Consider the following 14,156-nt stretch of genomic DNA (forward strand, 5'->3'; position numbering starts at 1 on the left):
CCCCCGGGTCATTCGTCCGTCACAGCTTCCGATCAGTCATCGGTCACGGCTTCCGAAGTGTCTGCTCCAGGGTGTCCGCGTAGATGCGGGCCCCGGCGATCTTCGGGTGGAGGGTCTGCATGGACGCCTTCGGGGCTTCGGTGTCCGCCTTCTCCCGCCCGTTCTCCACGATGGCGTTGATGGTCTCCGGACTGCCGCAGGCGGCCTTGCCGTCGAAGTTGGTCCGCGGGTCGGCGAAGACCGCCCAGGTTCCGGCGTCCTGCTCGGCGGCGCCCTTCATCTCGGTCGCGAGGTCGTCGGCCAAACCGCGTACCCAGTCGTTCTCGACGGTCTCGTAGGCGCCGGGGAAGCAGCTGTGGTCCTTCTCCACCAGGCGCGGGTAGCCCATGAGGACGACCTTCGCGTGCGGGGCCTGGGTGTGGATGGCCTTCAGCGTCAGGGCGATCTGCGGCCGCACGGAGTCGTGCAGCCACTTCGGCGCCCAGTCCTTCAGGGGCCCGGTGGTGCCGCCCGTCGACTTGCCGGTCGCGGGGTCGATGTTGTCCAGCTCCGAGTACGGGCAGGTGGTCGTCTGCGGGTCGGCCAGGTCGATGCACTTGCCCATGACGTCGCTGAAGCGGGCGTCGTTGCCGCCGATGCTGAGCGTCACCAGGGTGGTGTTGTCGTCCAGGTACCCGGTGTCGATCTGCGGCAGCTCGCCGGACTGGGGCTGGTTGAGCACGTTGTAGGTGCGCGCCCCGGAGCAGGCCACGAAGTGGTAGTCCATCTGCGGGTCAAGGCTGTCGGCCATGGCACCGATGGAGCTGGAGTATCCCGGCAGGGTCGCCTGCCTCGACCACGCCAGCTTGGAGCGGTGACACTTGTCGATCTGGTTGTCGTCGATCTCGTCGGGGTGGTCGGTCTCCGGGTACAGGTCGGAGCCGTTCGGCCCGGTGACCGCTTCACCCGAGGAGTAGGAGTCGCCCATCGCGACGACGAAATTGGCCGGCTTGGCCGCGAGCGGCTGGAAGGCGACCGCACCCCAGGCGATGTCCTCGTCGCCGGTTCCGTCCTTGGTCGTGTTCGACAGCTCGACCCGCGGGGTGCCGGTGAAGTGGAACACGCCCAGGCTGACCCATCCGCCCGCGCGCTGGAGCACGACCCGCTGGTGGTGCCGGCTGTCCGTGCCCTGCACGTCGTACGTGGCCTGCCGGGTCTGTGCGCCGGTGTCGGGAAGGTGGACCAGTACGCGCGCCCAGTTGAGGCTCTGGCCGAGGGTCCAGGTGCCGTCGATGGTCATGTAGCCGTTGGGGCCGCCGAAGTGGGCGGTGTCACGGGTGTGGGTGTACCAGTAGTGGCCGCCGTAGCCGCCGCCCACCGAGTGCAGGTCGGCCTTCGCCTCGTAACGGCCTTCCGTGCCGGGGTTGAACGAGAACTGGAAACTTCCCGCGGACTTGGCCGTCCCGCACTCACTCCAGGTCGGCGTTCCGTCCGGGACGGAGGTGACGACCTTGGCGCCGGTCGGGGCGGTGCACACCGGCGTACCGTTCTGGAGACGGTAGCCGCGCTGCGGTTCCGGCACCAGGGTCTGGTACTTGATGTTCTCGTGGCCGCAGGTCTGGCTGCAGTCGGACTTCCAGGTCACATTGGGCTGGTTCCACCAGTACTGCGCGTAGCACTCGGCGTCCGGGCACTTCGGCGGCGTGTTGGTGTCGCAGTTGTTCTTGGAGTTGCAGAACGCGTCGAGCGACGGCGTCACGTGCACCCGGTTGTAGCGCGCGCTGCCCTCGTACAGGTACGGCTGGTCCGTTCCGTTCCAGTAGGCGGGACGGAAGCCGGCGGAGGAGAAGCCGGACTCACCCGGCCAGTCCTGGCGGCCGGAGGTGGCGTAGGAGTAGCCGGTGTCGATGGACCAGGCGGCCCAGCCCATCACCTTGACCTCGTACGGCCAGTCCTGCGGATGCGCCGCGTCCTTGACGGCGTAGGGGTCGACGTCCGTGTTCATGAACGGATGACCCCAGCCCTTGGCGTAGATCGGGTTGGCGGGGTTGTTGTACCAGCCCAGGCCCCAGTGCCCCGCGTGCTTCCCGGCCTCCGAGGGAGGGTTGAAGCCGAGGTTGTAGTTCCAGACGGCGGTGAACCAGTTCTCCACGTAGGCGGGGTCGTCGTTGTTGACGGTGATCTTCTGGCCGTCCTTGTGGACCTCGTTCCACTTGTCGGCGAGGATCTTCAGGGAGGCGGCGATGTTCGTCGCGTAGTCGATCGCGACGAGCTTCTGCAGGGCAGGCTTCAGGCTGGTCTCGCCCGGCTTCTCGTGACCGGCCAGCCGCATTCCGTCGGTCACCTGGCCGACGCCGTAGCCGCAGTCGGACTTGTCCCAGTTGATCTGCCAGTAGGCGGCCGGGTCGTTGGGGTCGGCCTTGTGGCCGTAGTAGCCGTCGACGGCGGCCAGGGGGTTGCCCATCTGCCCGGGGATCGATCCGCCCTCGGCCTGCCACAGGTTGGACTCCTGGGCCATGATGCCGAGGAGCACGTTGACCGGGATCCTGCCGTCTCCGGTCAGTTTCGGCAGCGGGAACAGCGCCTGCGGGTCGACGGTGCCGGCGCCGGCCTGGTCGCGGTATCCGCCCTGGCGGATGTAGCTCGCGCTCAGATCACCGCGCACCGCCATGCCGGCGGCCCACTCGACCTGGTTCGGGGTCGGCTGCAGTGCCTGCACCTTGAGGTCGTTGCGGGACACCGCGCACCAGCGGTCGTCGTCGGTCGGGGAGCTCACGGTCAGGCCCGCCTTCGAAGCCCCCTTCGACCGGTGCGTCCCGGCGGCCGTGGCGAGGACCGGGGAGGGATTGTTCCCCGTGCCGTCCACGGCGTCGTGCTGCACGCTCTGCGTCAGCTTGGCCCCGGTGGCGGTGGCGATGCTGGTGACCGTCACCGGCTTGTCGCCGTCGTCGGCGGGCGTCGCCGTCCGCGAGGCGGGTTCCGCGGACTTCGTGAAGCCCTTGCCGGCGCCCTTGATCTGCGTCAGGCCGGCGTGCACACCGGGGGTGAGGACCGGCTCGATCGCGAGACGGCCGTGCGAGGACACATCGGTGCCGGCCGGGGCGTCGAGGCGGGTGACGCCGGTGCCCGCGGTGGCGGGGGACCCCTTGGGGTGGCCGGTGAGGAAGACCCTGCCCGACTCGCCCTGCATGAGGTCGAGGTCGCCGAGCCTGCCCGAGGCGATGGCCTTCGGCCTGCCGCTGCCGGTGAACAGCTTGGCGTGCGCCGCGGAGTCGCCCTTGCGGTCGAGGAAGGCGATCCTGCCGTCGGCGGCGGGCCGGATGTCGAACGGGGCGCCGTCCGCGTCCGCGAGGTTCTTCACCCTGCCGGAGCGGTCGAGGTGGACCAGGCGGCTGCCGAGCGCGGCCACCGTGCCGTCCTTGACCGGAACCGCGCTGGTGATCTCGCCCCGCGCCGCGGCCGTACCCGAGGTCTTACCGGAGACATCCACGGTGATCACCCGCGTCCGCGTGCTCGCGGGGTCGTTCATGTCCCGGAAGGCGGTGAACGCGGCTTGGTGCGTCGTGGTGTTGCAGGACGGGTCGAAGTAGGCCAGCGACGCGGTGAACGGGAGTTTCTTCACCTTCCCGTTCGTCAGATCGACGATGGCGGTGAACGCGCCGCCCTGCATCAGGTCGGGCTTGTTCGTGAACGTGCGCGGCGCGTAGACGACGGCCGCGTGCGTGTGGTCCATCAGGCACTGGTTGCCGATCCAGGAATCCGCCGGCATGCCCGGTTCCGACAGAACGGCGACCGTCTTCCACTCGTACGCCTTGTTGCTGTCGGCGACGAGGAGGTGCAGACCGTCCGCGTCGGCGGCCGCGGTGACGGCACGGTCGGGACTGCTCTTCCAGTCCTTGCCGAGCTTCTTGCCGGGATTCGCTATCAGGCTGGGAGGCACCGGCGCGGTGGGGCGGGCGGAGGGGTGGGCGGAGGATCCGGGTGTGGCGCCCGCGGGTGCCGCCTGGAGCAGACCGCCGGTCACAGCGGCGCAGGCCACAAGGGCCACCAGGGGCGCGCGAGTTCGTCTCTTCGAACGCAAAGGAGATTTCCCCGTCTTCGGTCGAGTTGCTTCCGCGCCCTTCAGGGCACGGCGAAAACCCCTCCGCCGGGGCGAGACAGTCAGCCGGGGCGGACGGGAGTCAGGTGGGAATCAACGCGGCGGGACCCCACGCGTGAGTGTCGTGGGGTCCCGGTTCACGGCCGATGCGGCACCTGCTAGTTGCAGTTCGTGGCGTCCGTGATGTTGTTGACGAGCAGCGGCGCCGAGCTGGAGGTGGAGGAGCTCATCAACGACGTGACCGTGCCGCAGCCTCCGTGGTTGCGGTAGACGGGTCCCGCGTACTGGGAGTAGACGCCCGCGTCACTCGCGCAGCCCTCCGCGGTGTAGTTCGAGCAGAGCTTGATCTTCATCCACTTCGCGCCGGACGCGTTGTTGTCGAGGATGGCGCACGTGGGGGCGTCGTTGCTCGCGGGGTTGTTCCCCTTCACGTAGACGAAGAGAGTCGCGAAACGCCGGGCGTCGGGCAGCTGATCCGCCTTGTAGAGGGCGTAGCCCGTGCCGCAGACGGTCGCGCCTGCCGCGGCAGCGGTGGGATGGGCCGCCGCGATCGCCTTCGTGTGCTGGTCGGCCTTGACCGAGATGCTGGGAACCGGCTGGTCGGCGGCGGCGACCTGCGGAGCGGTCACGCCGAGGGCGCCGAGGCCGGCTGCGGCTGCGGCGAGCACCGTTCGTGCCGAGACATGGCTGCGCATGGACATGGGGATCCCCCTGAAAAGCGTGCAAGCAGCCGCCGGCGGAACGCGGTTCGGCGGCTGAAATGTGGTCCCCGGGAGCCAATCAGATCGCCTCGGTGACTGTCGATCAGCTATTCGACGATGAAGCGGGGAGTTGGATTCCGTTATGACTCTACGCGTGTGAATCTTCTTCGCCCGAGAGGAAGAACCGGGCAATCGTTCGACCTCTTGTTCACTCGCCGTCTTCGGCCCCGAGTGGCTGAGTGGTGCATACCACATGGATTTCAGGGCGCCGGAAACAGGCGACGGCCCCTGCCCAACAGGATGGCAGGGGCCGTGATGCGCCGGGCCGGTGGGTTACTCGGCCGCCTCGGCCAGCACCGCCTCCGCGTCGAGGGTGACGCCGACCGCCTGGATCACCGAGGCGATCTTGAACGCCTCCTGGACGACCTCGCGCTCCACGCCCGCCTTGCGCAGCACCTGCTCGTGCGAGTCCAGGCACATGCCGCAGCCGTTGATCGCGGACACCGCGAACGACCACAGCTCGAAGTCGACCTTCTCCACGCCCGGGTTGCCGATGACGTTCATCCGCAGGCCCGCGCGCAGGGTGCCGTACTCGTGGTCGGACAGCAGGTGACGCGTCCGGTAGAAGACGTTGTTCATCGCCATGACGGCGGCGGCCGACTTGGCGGCCGTGTACGCCTCCGGCGAGAGGTTCGCCTTCGCCTCCGGCTCCAGCTCACGCAGCACGATCGGGGAACGGGAGGCGATGGCGGTCGCCAGCACCGTGCCCCACAGCTGCTGCGCGGGCAGGTCCGAGTTGCCGATGACCGAACCCAGGTTGAGCTTCAGGTCCTTGGCGTAGTCCGGGACGCGGGACTTCAGCGAGTCGAGCGACATGGGTCACTCACCGGCCAGCAGCGCGACCGGGTCCAGGGTGTTCTCACCCTTGGTCCAGTTGCACGGGCACAGCTCGTCGGTCTGCAGGGCGTCCAGGACCCGCAGGACCTCCTTGGGGTTACGGCCCACGGAACCGGCGGTGACCATGGTGAACTGGATCTCGCGGTTCGGGTCGACGATGAAGACGGCGCGCTGCGCGAAGCCGTCCTCGCCCTCGATGCCCAGGTCGCGCATCAGCTCGTGCTTGGAGTCGGCCAGCATCGGGAACGGCAGGTCGGTCAGGTCCGGGTGGTCCTTGCGCCACGCGTGGTGGACGAACTCGGAGTCACCGGAGAAGCCGAGGATCTGGGCGTCGCGGTCGGCGAACTCGTCGTTCAGCTTCCCGAAAGCGGCGATCTCGGTCGGGCAGACGAAGGTGAAGTCCTTCGGCCAGGCGAAGACGACCAGCCACTTGCCCTCGTAGGACTTGTGGTGGATCTGCTCGAACTCCTTGCCCTTCTCCAGCGAGACGCAGGCGGTCAGTTCGAACTCGGGGAACTTGTCACCGACAGTGAGCACACGCTCTCCTTGCAGCGAGGAACACCCCTTTTGAGGGCGTTTCCCATGGGTTGGACTCCGTTGATGTTGGCACAGGGTGCATTGATTAGTGAAATAGCTACACTCGGTCATGTTGATCGGAGGTAGTTATCAGTGACCATGAGTAACGGCAAGCGGAGGCAGCCGAGCCTCGCGCAGCTGCGTGCCTTCGCCGCCGTCGCCGAGCATCTGCACTTCCGGGACGCGGCGGCAGCCATCGGGATGAGCCAGCCCGCCCTGTCCGGCGCGGTCTCGGCGCTGGAGGAGACCCTGGGTGTGACCCTCCTCGAGCGTACGACGCGCAAGGTGCTGCTCTCGACCGCCGGCGAGCGGCTGGCCGTACGGGCGAAGGCGGTGCTGGACGCCGTCGGGGCGCTGCTGGAGGAGGCCGAGGCGGTCCGGGCGCCGTTCACGGGCGTCCTGCGCCTCGGGGTGATCCCCACGGTCGCGCCGTACCTGCTGCCGGCCGTGCTGCGGCTGGTCCACGAGCGCTATCCGCACCTCGACCTCCAGGTGCACGAGGAGCAGACCGCCAGCCTGATCGACGGCCTGAACTCCGGCCGCCTCGACCTGCTGTTGCTGGCGGTGCCGCTCGGCGTGCCCGGAGTCGCCGAACTCCCGCTCTTCGACGAGGACTTCGTGCTCGTCACCCCGGTCGACCACTGGCTCGGCGGCCGCGAGGGCATCCCGCGCGAGGCGCTGAAGGAGCTGAACCTGCTGCTCCTGGACGAGGGCCACTGCCTGCGCGACCAGGCTCTCGACATCTGCCGCGAGGCGGGGCGCGCGGACGCGCCGGTGACGACCACGGCCGCCGGTCTGTCGACCCTGGTCCAGCTCGTCGCCGGCGGCCTCGGGTGCACCCTGCTGCCGCGCACCGCGCTGAAGCTGGAGACCACCCGCAGCAGCCGGCTCCTCACCGGCTACTTCGCCGAGCCCGCCCCGAGCCGCCGGGTCGCCTTCGCCATGCGCGCGGGCGCGGCCAGGGCCGCCGAGTACGAGGAACTGGCGGCGGCCCTGCGGGAGGTGCTGGGCACACTGCCGGTGCGGGTGCTCGAACCGGACGCCTGAGCCCGCCAATCGATCAAATGAGTGTCGAACAAAGCGATGTGCAACGGCTCGAAAGTCCAACTTCCGTCAGTCCGGGTCAGGTCGGAAATCCCCGGCCGAAATATGCCGATCGGCTGATACACATACCCCCCTCGGTGTGACGCGTCAGGCGTCTGTGCGAAATGCAAGGGGAGTGATGGATCACGGCGGGCTCGCGCACGCGCTGACCGCGTGCGGGCGTGACGGATTCACCGGGGAGCTGCGGGTGCCGGGCAGCCCCGGCGGCGCCTTCCACCTGCGGGACGGACTCGTCGTGGCGGCGGAGAGTCCCGGCGCGCCCGGCGCCGAGGCACTGCTCCTGCGCTCCGAGCGCATCGACGGCGAGCAGTGGGCGGAACTCGTGCGCGGGACCGGGGAGCGCTGGCCGACCGCCGCGCTGGTCGAGCGCGGCTACGCGGGGGCCGCCCAGCTCCGGGTGGTGTGCCTGATGGCGCTGCAGGACGCGGCCTTCGCCGTCGTCGCCGGCCGGGTGGACGCCTGCGAACGCGTCACCGGCACCGAGCCGCACGCCCCGGTCGCCCCCGGCGAGAGGCCCGCCCGGCTGCTGGAGGACGCGGTGCGCAAGGTGGCGGCCGTGGACGCACTGCCGTACCCCGTACGGCCCGACCGCGAACGGCCCCTGCCCATGGCCTCGCCGCAGCAGGCCTGCACCCCGCTGCAACGGGACCTGCTCGCGCACGCCGACGGCCGCCGTACCGCCCGTGACCTCGCCTTCCGCACCGGCCGCGGGGTCTACACCGTCACCGTGGAGATCGCGCGGATGCTGAGCGAGGGGCTGCTGGAGTGCGCCGGCCCGCTCGCCCCGGTCCCGCTCCTGATGGCGCCCGAGGCGCCCGTCGCACGGCAGCGGGAGCAGGCCGCGCCGGAGCCGGAGGCGCCCCCCTCCGCCGAACTGCCGCACCGCGCACCCGGTGCCAGCGGCATCACCGAAGTCCTCCCCCCGCCGACGAGCGGGGTGAGCTGGAAAGGGTTCTTCCGGCTGCGGCACGGAACCGCCGAATGACAGGGCTCCGCCGACTGCCGCAGCGGTCGAATCCGGCAAGGGAACAAGGGAGTTGAGCACATGGACCACGAAGCGCTGGCGCGGGAGATGCGCGGACTGCGCGAGGAGGTGACCGGCATCACCGACACGGCCCTCGCGGCGGCCGACGGCATGCTCATCGCGGCGGACACCGCGGAGTCGATCGACCCGGAGGGGCTCGCCGCGCTCGCGGCGGCGGGCCTGGGCCTGGCGCGCCGCACCGCCGCCGCCACGGCGCGCGGAGCGCTGCGCCAGACGGTGACGTACGGCAGCCAGGGCTGCGTCGCCTTCTACGCCGTCGGCGACACGGCCCTGATGGTGGTCCTCGGTGACGAGGGGATGGACGTCAACCGCCTGCACCGGGCGACCCACCCGGCCCTCGACCGCATCGGATCGATCCTCACCGAGAAGACGCCAGAAGGGGTGTGACACATGGCGACGAAGCGCATGACGGGTTTCTCCGACCAGGTGATGAGTCTGGTCAAGTCGCTGCGGGCAGAGGCGCCCGACTGCGTCGCGGCCGGTGTGGTCGACATGGCCACCGGGATGCTGCTGTCGTACGAGACCGTCGACAACCACCCGCCGGAGGTCCTGGACCTGCTGGCGGGTGCGACCCTCGACCTGTTCCAGGGCCGCACGGTCGTCATGATCGAAGACATCTTCAAGGAGCGCCGCGGGGTCAGCGACGACAGCCACTTCTTCCAGGAGATCCTCGTCAACAGCGAGAACCTCACCCATCTGTTCCTGCGGATGAACGAGCAGCAGGACGTCGTCGCCGTCGTCGTCTGCCGTAAGTCGGTGAACGTCGGCATGCTGATCGCCCAGGCCCGGAGGGTGGTGCGCGAGCACAGCCTGTGAGGAGACGGCCGTGGGCCCCTCCGGGGAGGGGCCCACGGCCGACCGCGCTCCGACTTCGCGCTCCTACTCCGTCCGCAACCCCTCAGGCCGCATCAGCCGCAGCAGCGGCGGCAGGCTCAGCAGCGTCACCGTCACGACCACCGCCGCGCCGACGCCGGTCATCGACAGCACGCTCGGCCAGTCCACGCCCACCGTCGCACCCACCATCTTCAGCAGCACCGCGCCCAGCGTCAGCCCGACGGCCGAGGCGAGCAGCAGGCCCAGGGCGATGGGGATCGCCGTCTGCCACAGCACCGACATGCTCAGGGTGCGCCGCCGGGTGCCGAAGGCGACCAGCGACGACAGCAGCTTGCGCCGCTCGCGCAACTGCTCCAGCTGGGACACCAGCAGGCTCGCCCCGATCAGCGCCAGCACACAGACGGCGCCGGCGAACGTACCGGTGCGGATGGAGTTGAACTGCGTCGACCGCTCGGTGGACGACCACACCATCGCGTCCGCGATCGGGTCGATCCGCGCGGCCGTGTTGCGGACGTACTCGTGCACGTCCGGCAGCGACTCGTCCAGCGAGAGGTACACCGATCCGGTCAGCGCGTTGTTCATCGGCCGGGACGCGGCGGCCGGTGTCATCAGCACGCCGCTCTCCTTGTACCCGGCCGGACCGATCAGCGCCCGGCCGCGCTTCAGCTCGCCCGGCACGGTCCACATGACGTCCGGGCCGCCGCCGGTGCCGTCGCTCGTGTTGACGTGGAGGGTGCGGCCGGGCCGGGCGAGCTTCGTCACGTCGGAGTCCCGGTCTGCGCCGGTCACCGCGAAGACGTCACCGTCGCGGCAGCTCGGCAGGTCGGCCATCTCCCGCAGCGAGGCGCAGGTGCCGACGGTGAGTTCGACGGTGTTGTCCGGCCCGTTGCCGGGGGTCCAGCGCCGGTCCCCCAGTTCGGTGCTGCCCAGCGTCGTGGCCTTCCGTACGCCCTTGGTGGTGGCGAACTTCCCGGCGGCCGGGAGGAAGGGAACGCCTCGCGACAGGTTGACCTGCATCTGCACCCGGTCGGTGTTCTGCCCGGTGACCTTGGTGTAGTCGCCCTGCACGCCCGCGAAGAGCATCTGCAGTGCGATGGCCCCGGCCACCGCGACCGCGATGCCGTTCACCATGCGGGCCGCCGAACCGCTGCTCAACTGCAGCCGCCGTACGGCCAGTTGCCAGGCCACCCCGCCGCGCCCGAGTCGGGCCACGACCGCCTCGACGGCCCACGGCAGCAGCGTGGTCACGCCGACGAGCAGCAGCAGGACGCCGCCGATCACCAGGTACTCGTTGAAGGTGCCGTTGCTGCGGCCCTGTCCGATCATCGGGGCGAGCATCGCCAGGCCGCCCAGCGGCAGCAGCAGCCGCCACCACAGCCGGCGGCGCGCGGGCCTGGCCGTACGGACCACGCCCAGCGGCTCGATGACCACCCCGCGCAGCGCGAACAGCGTGACCAGCACCGCCGCCGCCGGAACGGCGACCGCGACCAGGGCGGCCAGCGCCGGGGAGGGGTTGAGATAGCTGGGGAACACGCTGATGTCCATGATCTCGACCGAGGCCGCGAGCTGCCGGCCGAGCAGGAAGAAGCCGGTGCCGAAGACCAGCCCGACCAGCGATCCGGCGAGCGCCTCGCCCGCCGCGATCCGCCGGGTCATCCGGCTGTCGGAGCCCACCAGCCGCAGCGCGGCCAGTCTGCGGTCGCGCCGCTCGCCGCCGAACCGCACGGCGGTGGCGATGAACACGGCGACCGGCATCAGCAGCACCGCGAAGACGACCAGCACCAGCAGGATCAGCACGGGGTCGGCCTGGTTCGCCGGTGTTTTCTTCGGTGGCCCGAAGTGGGTGATCCGGGCCGTCCGCCAGCCGTTGACGCGCGGGGCCAGGTCCTTCGCACCGGCGTAGTAGGCGAGTTCGTGCGAGCCGATGAGCCCGGGCTCGCCGATCGTCCCGACGATCCGGTACGGCAGCCGCTCGCGCAGCAGCTTCCCGTCGGCGGAGTCGAGCAGCCTCTTCAGCATGGGGGAGACGACCATGTCCCCGACCGCCGGATATTTCGACAGGCCCGGTGCGATCGGTGCCCGCGGCCCCTCCGGTTCCACCAGCCGGCCGCGGACGTCCTTGCCGTGGTACGACGTGTCGGTGTCGGAGATCAGCAGGGTGTTCGCGGCCTTCGGCAGGCGCGGGCCGAAGGTGTAGTCCAGGCGGGCCTGGTCGCGGTCGTGCCGCACCGCCAGCGCGCTCGGGATCGCGGTCGTCAGCAGCAGCAGCGCCACGCCGAGCCCGACGCCGACCGCGGTCAGCAGCATCCGCACCCAGCCCTCGCGCCCGCCGGTGAGGGCGAACCGGACCCCCATGCCGAGATCCCGGCCCCACTGACGGGCATTCATATGGCGCGCTCCATGTCCCGGGACCTGCCGTCGCGTACGACGATCTCGCGGTCGGAGTAGGCGGCCACCCGGGGTTCGTGCGTGACCAGGACGACGGCCGCGTTGGCGGTGCGGGCCGCGTCGGTCAGCAGCTCCATCACACGCTCGCCGTTGAGGGAGTCGAGCGCGCCGGTCGGCTCGTCGGCGAACACCACCCGGGGCTCGGTGACCAGTGCCCGTGCCACCGCGACGCGCTGTCCCTGGCCGCCGGAGACCTCGCCGGGCCGCTTGTCCTTGAGGTCGTCCACCTCCAGGCGTTCCATCCAGGCGAGCGCGGCCCGCTCGGCCTGCTTGCGGGAGGTGCCGTTCAGCCTGAGCGGCAGCGCCACGTTCTCCACGCAGGTCAGCTCGGGCACCAGCTGGCCGAACTGGAAGACGAACCCGAACTCGGAGCGGCGCAGCGCGCTGCGTTCGGCGTCGCTCATGCCGGCCAGTTCGCGGCCGTTGTAGATGATGGACCCGGAGTCGGGCGGCACGATGCCGGCGAGGCAGTGCAGCAGCGTCGACTTGCCGGAGCCGGAGGGGCCCATCACGGCGACGACCTCGCCGGGGTGGATGGAGAACTCGGCGCCGTCGAGCGCGACCGTGGGGCCGTAGGCCTTGTGCAGGTCCTCGGCGGCGAGCAGGAAGCCGGGGGGAGGAGTCACTTGGCCACCGCCTCACGGAGCTTGTCGAGGCGCGCGGCGGTCAGTTCCAGCCAGCGCAGGTCGGCCTCCAGGTGGAACAGCGCGTGGTCGCAGATCAGCTGGTCGGCGAGGTCGCCCTTGCGCTTGCGGTCGGTCAGGATCCGCATGCTGCGCAGGTGCTCGGCGCGCTGGGTGTCGAGGATGAGGGAGGCGTCGCGGTGCGTGAGGAGGGCGAGGACGACCTTGGTGTACAGGGTCGACTGCAGGTACTCCTCGGGCTTCTCCGGAGTGGCGAGCCAGCGCTGGACGTCGGTGATGCCGGCGTCGGTGATGGCGTACCGCTTGCGCTCGGGGCCGCCGCCCGCCTCTATCCCGTCGACTTCCACGAGGCCGTGCTTCAGCAGCCGGGACATCGTGGAGTAGACCTGGCCGTAGTGCAGCGGCCGGTCGTGACCGAACTTCTCGTCGAAGGCCCGCTTCAGGTCGTAACCGTGCCGCGGGCCGGACTCCAGGAGTCCCAGGAGAGTGTGACCGATGGACATGCACAGCACTCTACACACGGTGTATACGCCGCATGTATACGCGGAGTGGGGAGATCATGGCGCGGTGTACGGCCGTGCAGGTGGGGGCCGATTGTCACGGTTCCGAAACAGGTGGCCTGCCTCTGCGCGGCATGGGGCCGGTTTCCTTCGGCAGCCGTCCCGCCTCCGCCAGCGCCCTGCGCAGCAGGAACTCGATCTGCGCGTTGGCCGACCGCAGGTCCTCCCCGGCCCACCGCGCGATCGCCTCGTACACCGACGGGTCCAGCCGCAGCAGCACCTGCTTGCGCTGCTGCGGCCGTCGCTTCGGAGTCTCCGAGGGGTCCGTCACTGGTAGAGCGTCCCGGTGTTGAGGACGGGCTGCGGGGCCCGGTCGCCGCAGAGCACCACCATCAGGTTGGACACCATCGCCGCCTTGCGCTCCTCGTCCAGTTCCACGATGTCCGCCTCCGCGATCCGGCCGAGCGCCGCCTCGACCATCCCGACCGCGCCGTCCACGATCTGCCGCCGCGCGGCCACGACCGCACCGGCCTGCTGCCGCTGGAGCATCGCCGAGGCGATCTCGGGAGCGTACGCGAGATGGGTGAAGCGCGACTCGACGATCTGCACTCCGGCCGCCTCCACCCGCACCTGAAGCTCCACGGCCAGCTTCTCGGTGATCTCCTCGGCGTTGCCGCGCAGCGAGAGACCGTCCTCGTCGTGGGCGTCGTAGGGGTACTCGATCGCGATGTGCCGTACGGCCGTCTCGGTCTGCGTGGCGACGAACTCCGCGAAGTCGTCCACCTCGAACGTGGCCTGCGCGGTGTCCTGGACCTTCCACACCACGACCGCGGCCAGCTCGATGGGGTTGCCGTAGGCGTCGTTGACCTTCAGGACGGCGGTCTCGTGGTTGCGCACCCGGGTGGAGATCCGGGTCCGCGAGGTGAAGGGGTTCACCCAGCGCAGGCCGTCCTGCCGGATGGTGCCCCGGTAGCGCCCGAAGAGCTGGACGACCCGGGCCTCGCCGGGGGCGACGGTGTTCAGTCCGCGCAGCGAGATGATCGCGGCGAGGAAGACGACGATGCCGGCGACGACGAGCCCCGCCTTGGCGCCGCCGGCGGGGACGGCCGAGGCGCCGGCGAGCAGCGCGGCGGTGGCACCGAGCCCGAGCAGGCCGAGCAGCAGCGCGAGCCCGCCGCCGATGCTGTGCGCGGTGAACTCCCGTACCTGTGGCGCGGGCATCTCGGGCACGTCGAGCGCGTCGTGGGTGGAGTCGTTGGCGGTCATGGTGGTCCCCGTTCAGGTCTTGCCTATCTTCTGTCTAGCTAAGTGATATCACTTTTACGCGCG

The 14,156-nt window shown here is 70.1% G+C and carries 13 protein-coding genes; 4 read left to right on the forward strand and 9 right to left on the reverse strand.

Annotation, left to right across the window (positions count from 1 at the left end; all coding sequences use genetic code 11):
* Positions 1 to 43 precede the first annotated feature (43 nt).
* From LMU33_RS37410 to LMU33_RS37425, 4 genes are all read right to left on the reverse strand, one after another.
* Positions 44 to 4,018, reverse strand: coding sequence for an SGNH/GDSL hydrolase family protein (locus LMU33_RS37410; RefSeq protein WP_228625896.1), 3,975 nt, complete (start codon positions 4,016 to 4,018; stop codon positions 44 to 46).
* 218 nt (positions 4,019 to 4,236) lie between these two features.
* Entirely contained in the window at positions 4,237 to 4,779 is a 543-nt protein-coding gene (locus LMU33_RS37415) for a hypothetical protein (RefSeq protein ID WP_228625898.1), read from the reverse strand.
* A 333-nt stretch (positions 4,780 to 5,112) separates the two neighbouring features.
* Positions 5,113 to 5,655 (reverse strand): alkyl hydroperoxide reductase, encoded by a 543-nt coding sequence (locus LMU33_RS37420; RefSeq protein ID WP_228625900.1) that lies wholly within the window; start codon positions 5,653 to 5,655, stop codon positions 5,113 to 5,115.
* Positions 5,656 to 5,658: 3 nt separating this feature from the next.
* Complete coding sequence (locus LMU33_RS37425; RefSeq protein ID WP_067120133.1) at positions 5,659 to 6,213, reverse strand: peroxiredoxin; 555 nt, start codon at positions 6,211 to 6,213, stop codon at positions 5,659 to 5,661.
* 138 nt (positions 6,214 to 6,351) lie between these two features.
* Here LMU33_RS37425 and LMU33_RS37430 point away from each other — a divergent pair, with 138 nt between their 5' ends.
* The 4 genes from LMU33_RS37430 to LMU33_RS37445 all read left to right on the forward strand — a co-directional run bounded on the left by LMU33_RS37430 (position 6,352) and on the right by LMU33_RS37445 (position 9,217).
* Positions 6,352 to 7,299 (forward strand): LysR substrate-binding domain-containing protein, encoded by a 948-nt coding sequence (locus LMU33_RS37430; RefSeq protein ID WP_228625991.1) that lies wholly within the window; start codon positions 6,352 to 6,354, stop codon positions 7,297 to 7,299.
* A 175-nt stretch (positions 7,300 to 7,474) separates the two neighbouring features.
* A complete protein-coding gene (locus LMU33_RS37435) occupies positions 7,475 to 8,341 on the forward strand; it encodes a MarR family transcriptional regulator (protein WP_228625902.1) in 867 nt (288 codons plus the stop codon).
* A gap of 60 nt (positions 8,342 to 8,401) precedes the next feature.
* Entirely contained in the window at positions 8,402 to 8,788 is a 387-nt protein-coding gene (locus LMU33_RS37440; RefSeq protein WP_228625904.1) for a roadblock/LC7 domain-containing protein, read from the forward strand.
* A gap of 3 nt (positions 8,789 to 8,791) precedes the next feature.
* Positions 8,792 to 9,217 carry a hypothetical protein gene (locus tag LMU33_RS37445; protein ID WP_228625906.1) on the forward strand — a complete coding sequence of 142 codons (426 nt, stop codon included), beginning with the start codon at positions 8,792 to 8,794 and terminating at the stop codon, positions 9,215 to 9,217.
* Between the two features lie 63 nt (positions 9,218 to 9,280).
* Here the strand turns inward: LMU33_RS37445 and LMU33_RS37450 are convergent, their stop codons facing one another.
* From LMU33_RS37450 to LMU33_RS37470, 5 genes are all read right to left on the reverse strand, one after another.
* Complete coding sequence (locus LMU33_RS37450) at positions 9,281 to 11,623, reverse strand: ABC transporter permease (RefSeq protein ID WP_228625908.1); 2,343 nt, start codon at positions 11,621 to 11,623, stop codon at positions 9,281 to 9,283.
* Entirely contained in the window at positions 11,620 to 12,309 is a 690-nt protein-coding gene (locus LMU33_RS37455) for an ABC transporter ATP-binding protein (RefSeq protein WP_228625910.1), read from the reverse strand. The genes LMU33_RS37450 and LMU33_RS37455 overlap by 4 nt, the downstream gene beginning before the upstream one ends.
* Positions 12,306 to 12,830, reverse strand: coding sequence for a PadR family transcriptional regulator (locus tag LMU33_RS37460; protein ID WP_228625912.1), 525 nt, complete (start codon positions 12,828 to 12,830; stop codon positions 12,306 to 12,308). Before LMU33_RS37460 ends, LMU33_RS37455 begins: the two co-directional genes overlap by 4 nt.
* Before the next feature lie 94 nt (positions 12,831 to 12,924).
* Positions 12,925 to 13,158, reverse strand: coding sequence for a type II toxin-antitoxin system antitoxin (locus LMU33_RS37465; protein ID WP_228625913.1), 234 nt, complete (start codon positions 13,156 to 13,158; stop codon positions 12,925 to 12,927).
* The gene (locus LMU33_RS37470; RefSeq protein ID WP_228625915.1) at positions 13,155 to 14,093 is read right to left on the reverse strand and encodes an SPFH domain-containing protein; all 939 of its coding nucleotides are present in this window, start codon (positions 14,091 to 14,093) and stop codon (positions 13,155 to 13,157) included. Before LMU33_RS37470 ends, LMU33_RS37465 begins: the two co-directional genes overlap by 4 nt.
* Positions 14,094 to 14,156 lie beyond the last annotated feature (63 nt).

The sequence above is a fragment of the Streptomyces barringtoniae genome (assembly GCF_020819595.1).
GTDB classification, from domain to species: domain Bacteria; phylum Actinomycetota; class Actinomycetes; order Streptomycetales; family Streptomycetaceae; genus Streptomyces; species Streptomyces barringtoniae.

What these genes read in the sequence shown, in the direction of transcription:
- LMU33_RS37415 (WP_228625898.1), bottom strand. Translation starts at nt 4,779, where the DNA reads ATGTCCATGCGCAGCCATGTCTCGGCACGAACGGTGCTCGCCGCAGCC.
- LMU33_RS37420 (WP_228625900.1), bottom strand. Translation starts at nt 5,655, where the DNA reads ATGTCGCTCGACTCGCTGAAGTCCCGCGTCCCGGACTACGCCAAGGAC.
- LMU33_RS37430 (WP_228625991.1), top strand. Translation starts at nt 6,352, where the DNA reads ATGAGTAACGGCAAGCGGAGGCAGCCGAGCCTCGCGCAGCTGCGTGCC.
- LMU33_RS37435 (WP_228625902.1), top strand. Translation starts at nt 7,475, where the DNA reads ATGGATCACGGCGGGCTCGCGCACGCGCTGACCGCGTGCGGGCGTGAC.
- LMU33_RS37440 (WP_228625904.1), top strand. Translation starts at nt 8,402, where the DNA reads ATGGACCACGAAGCGCTGGCGCGGGAGATGCGCGGACTGCGCGAGGAG.
- LMU33_RS37445 (WP_228625906.1), top strand. Translation starts at nt 8,792, where the DNA reads ATGGCGACGAAGCGCATGACGGGTTTCTCCGACCAGGTGATGAGTCTG.
- LMU33_RS37450 (WP_228625908.1), bottom strand. Translation starts at nt 11,623, where the DNA reads ATGAATGCCCGTCAGTGGGGCCGGGATCTCGGCATGGGGGTCCGGTTC.
- LMU33_RS37460 (WP_228625912.1), bottom strand. Translation starts at nt 12,830, where the DNA reads ATGTCCATCGGTCACACTCTCCTGGGACTCCTGGAGTCCGGCCCGCGG.
- LMU33_RS37470 (WP_228625915.1), bottom strand. Translation starts at nt 14,093, where the DNA reads ATGACCGCCAACGACTCCACCCACGACGCGCTCGACGTGCCCGAGATG.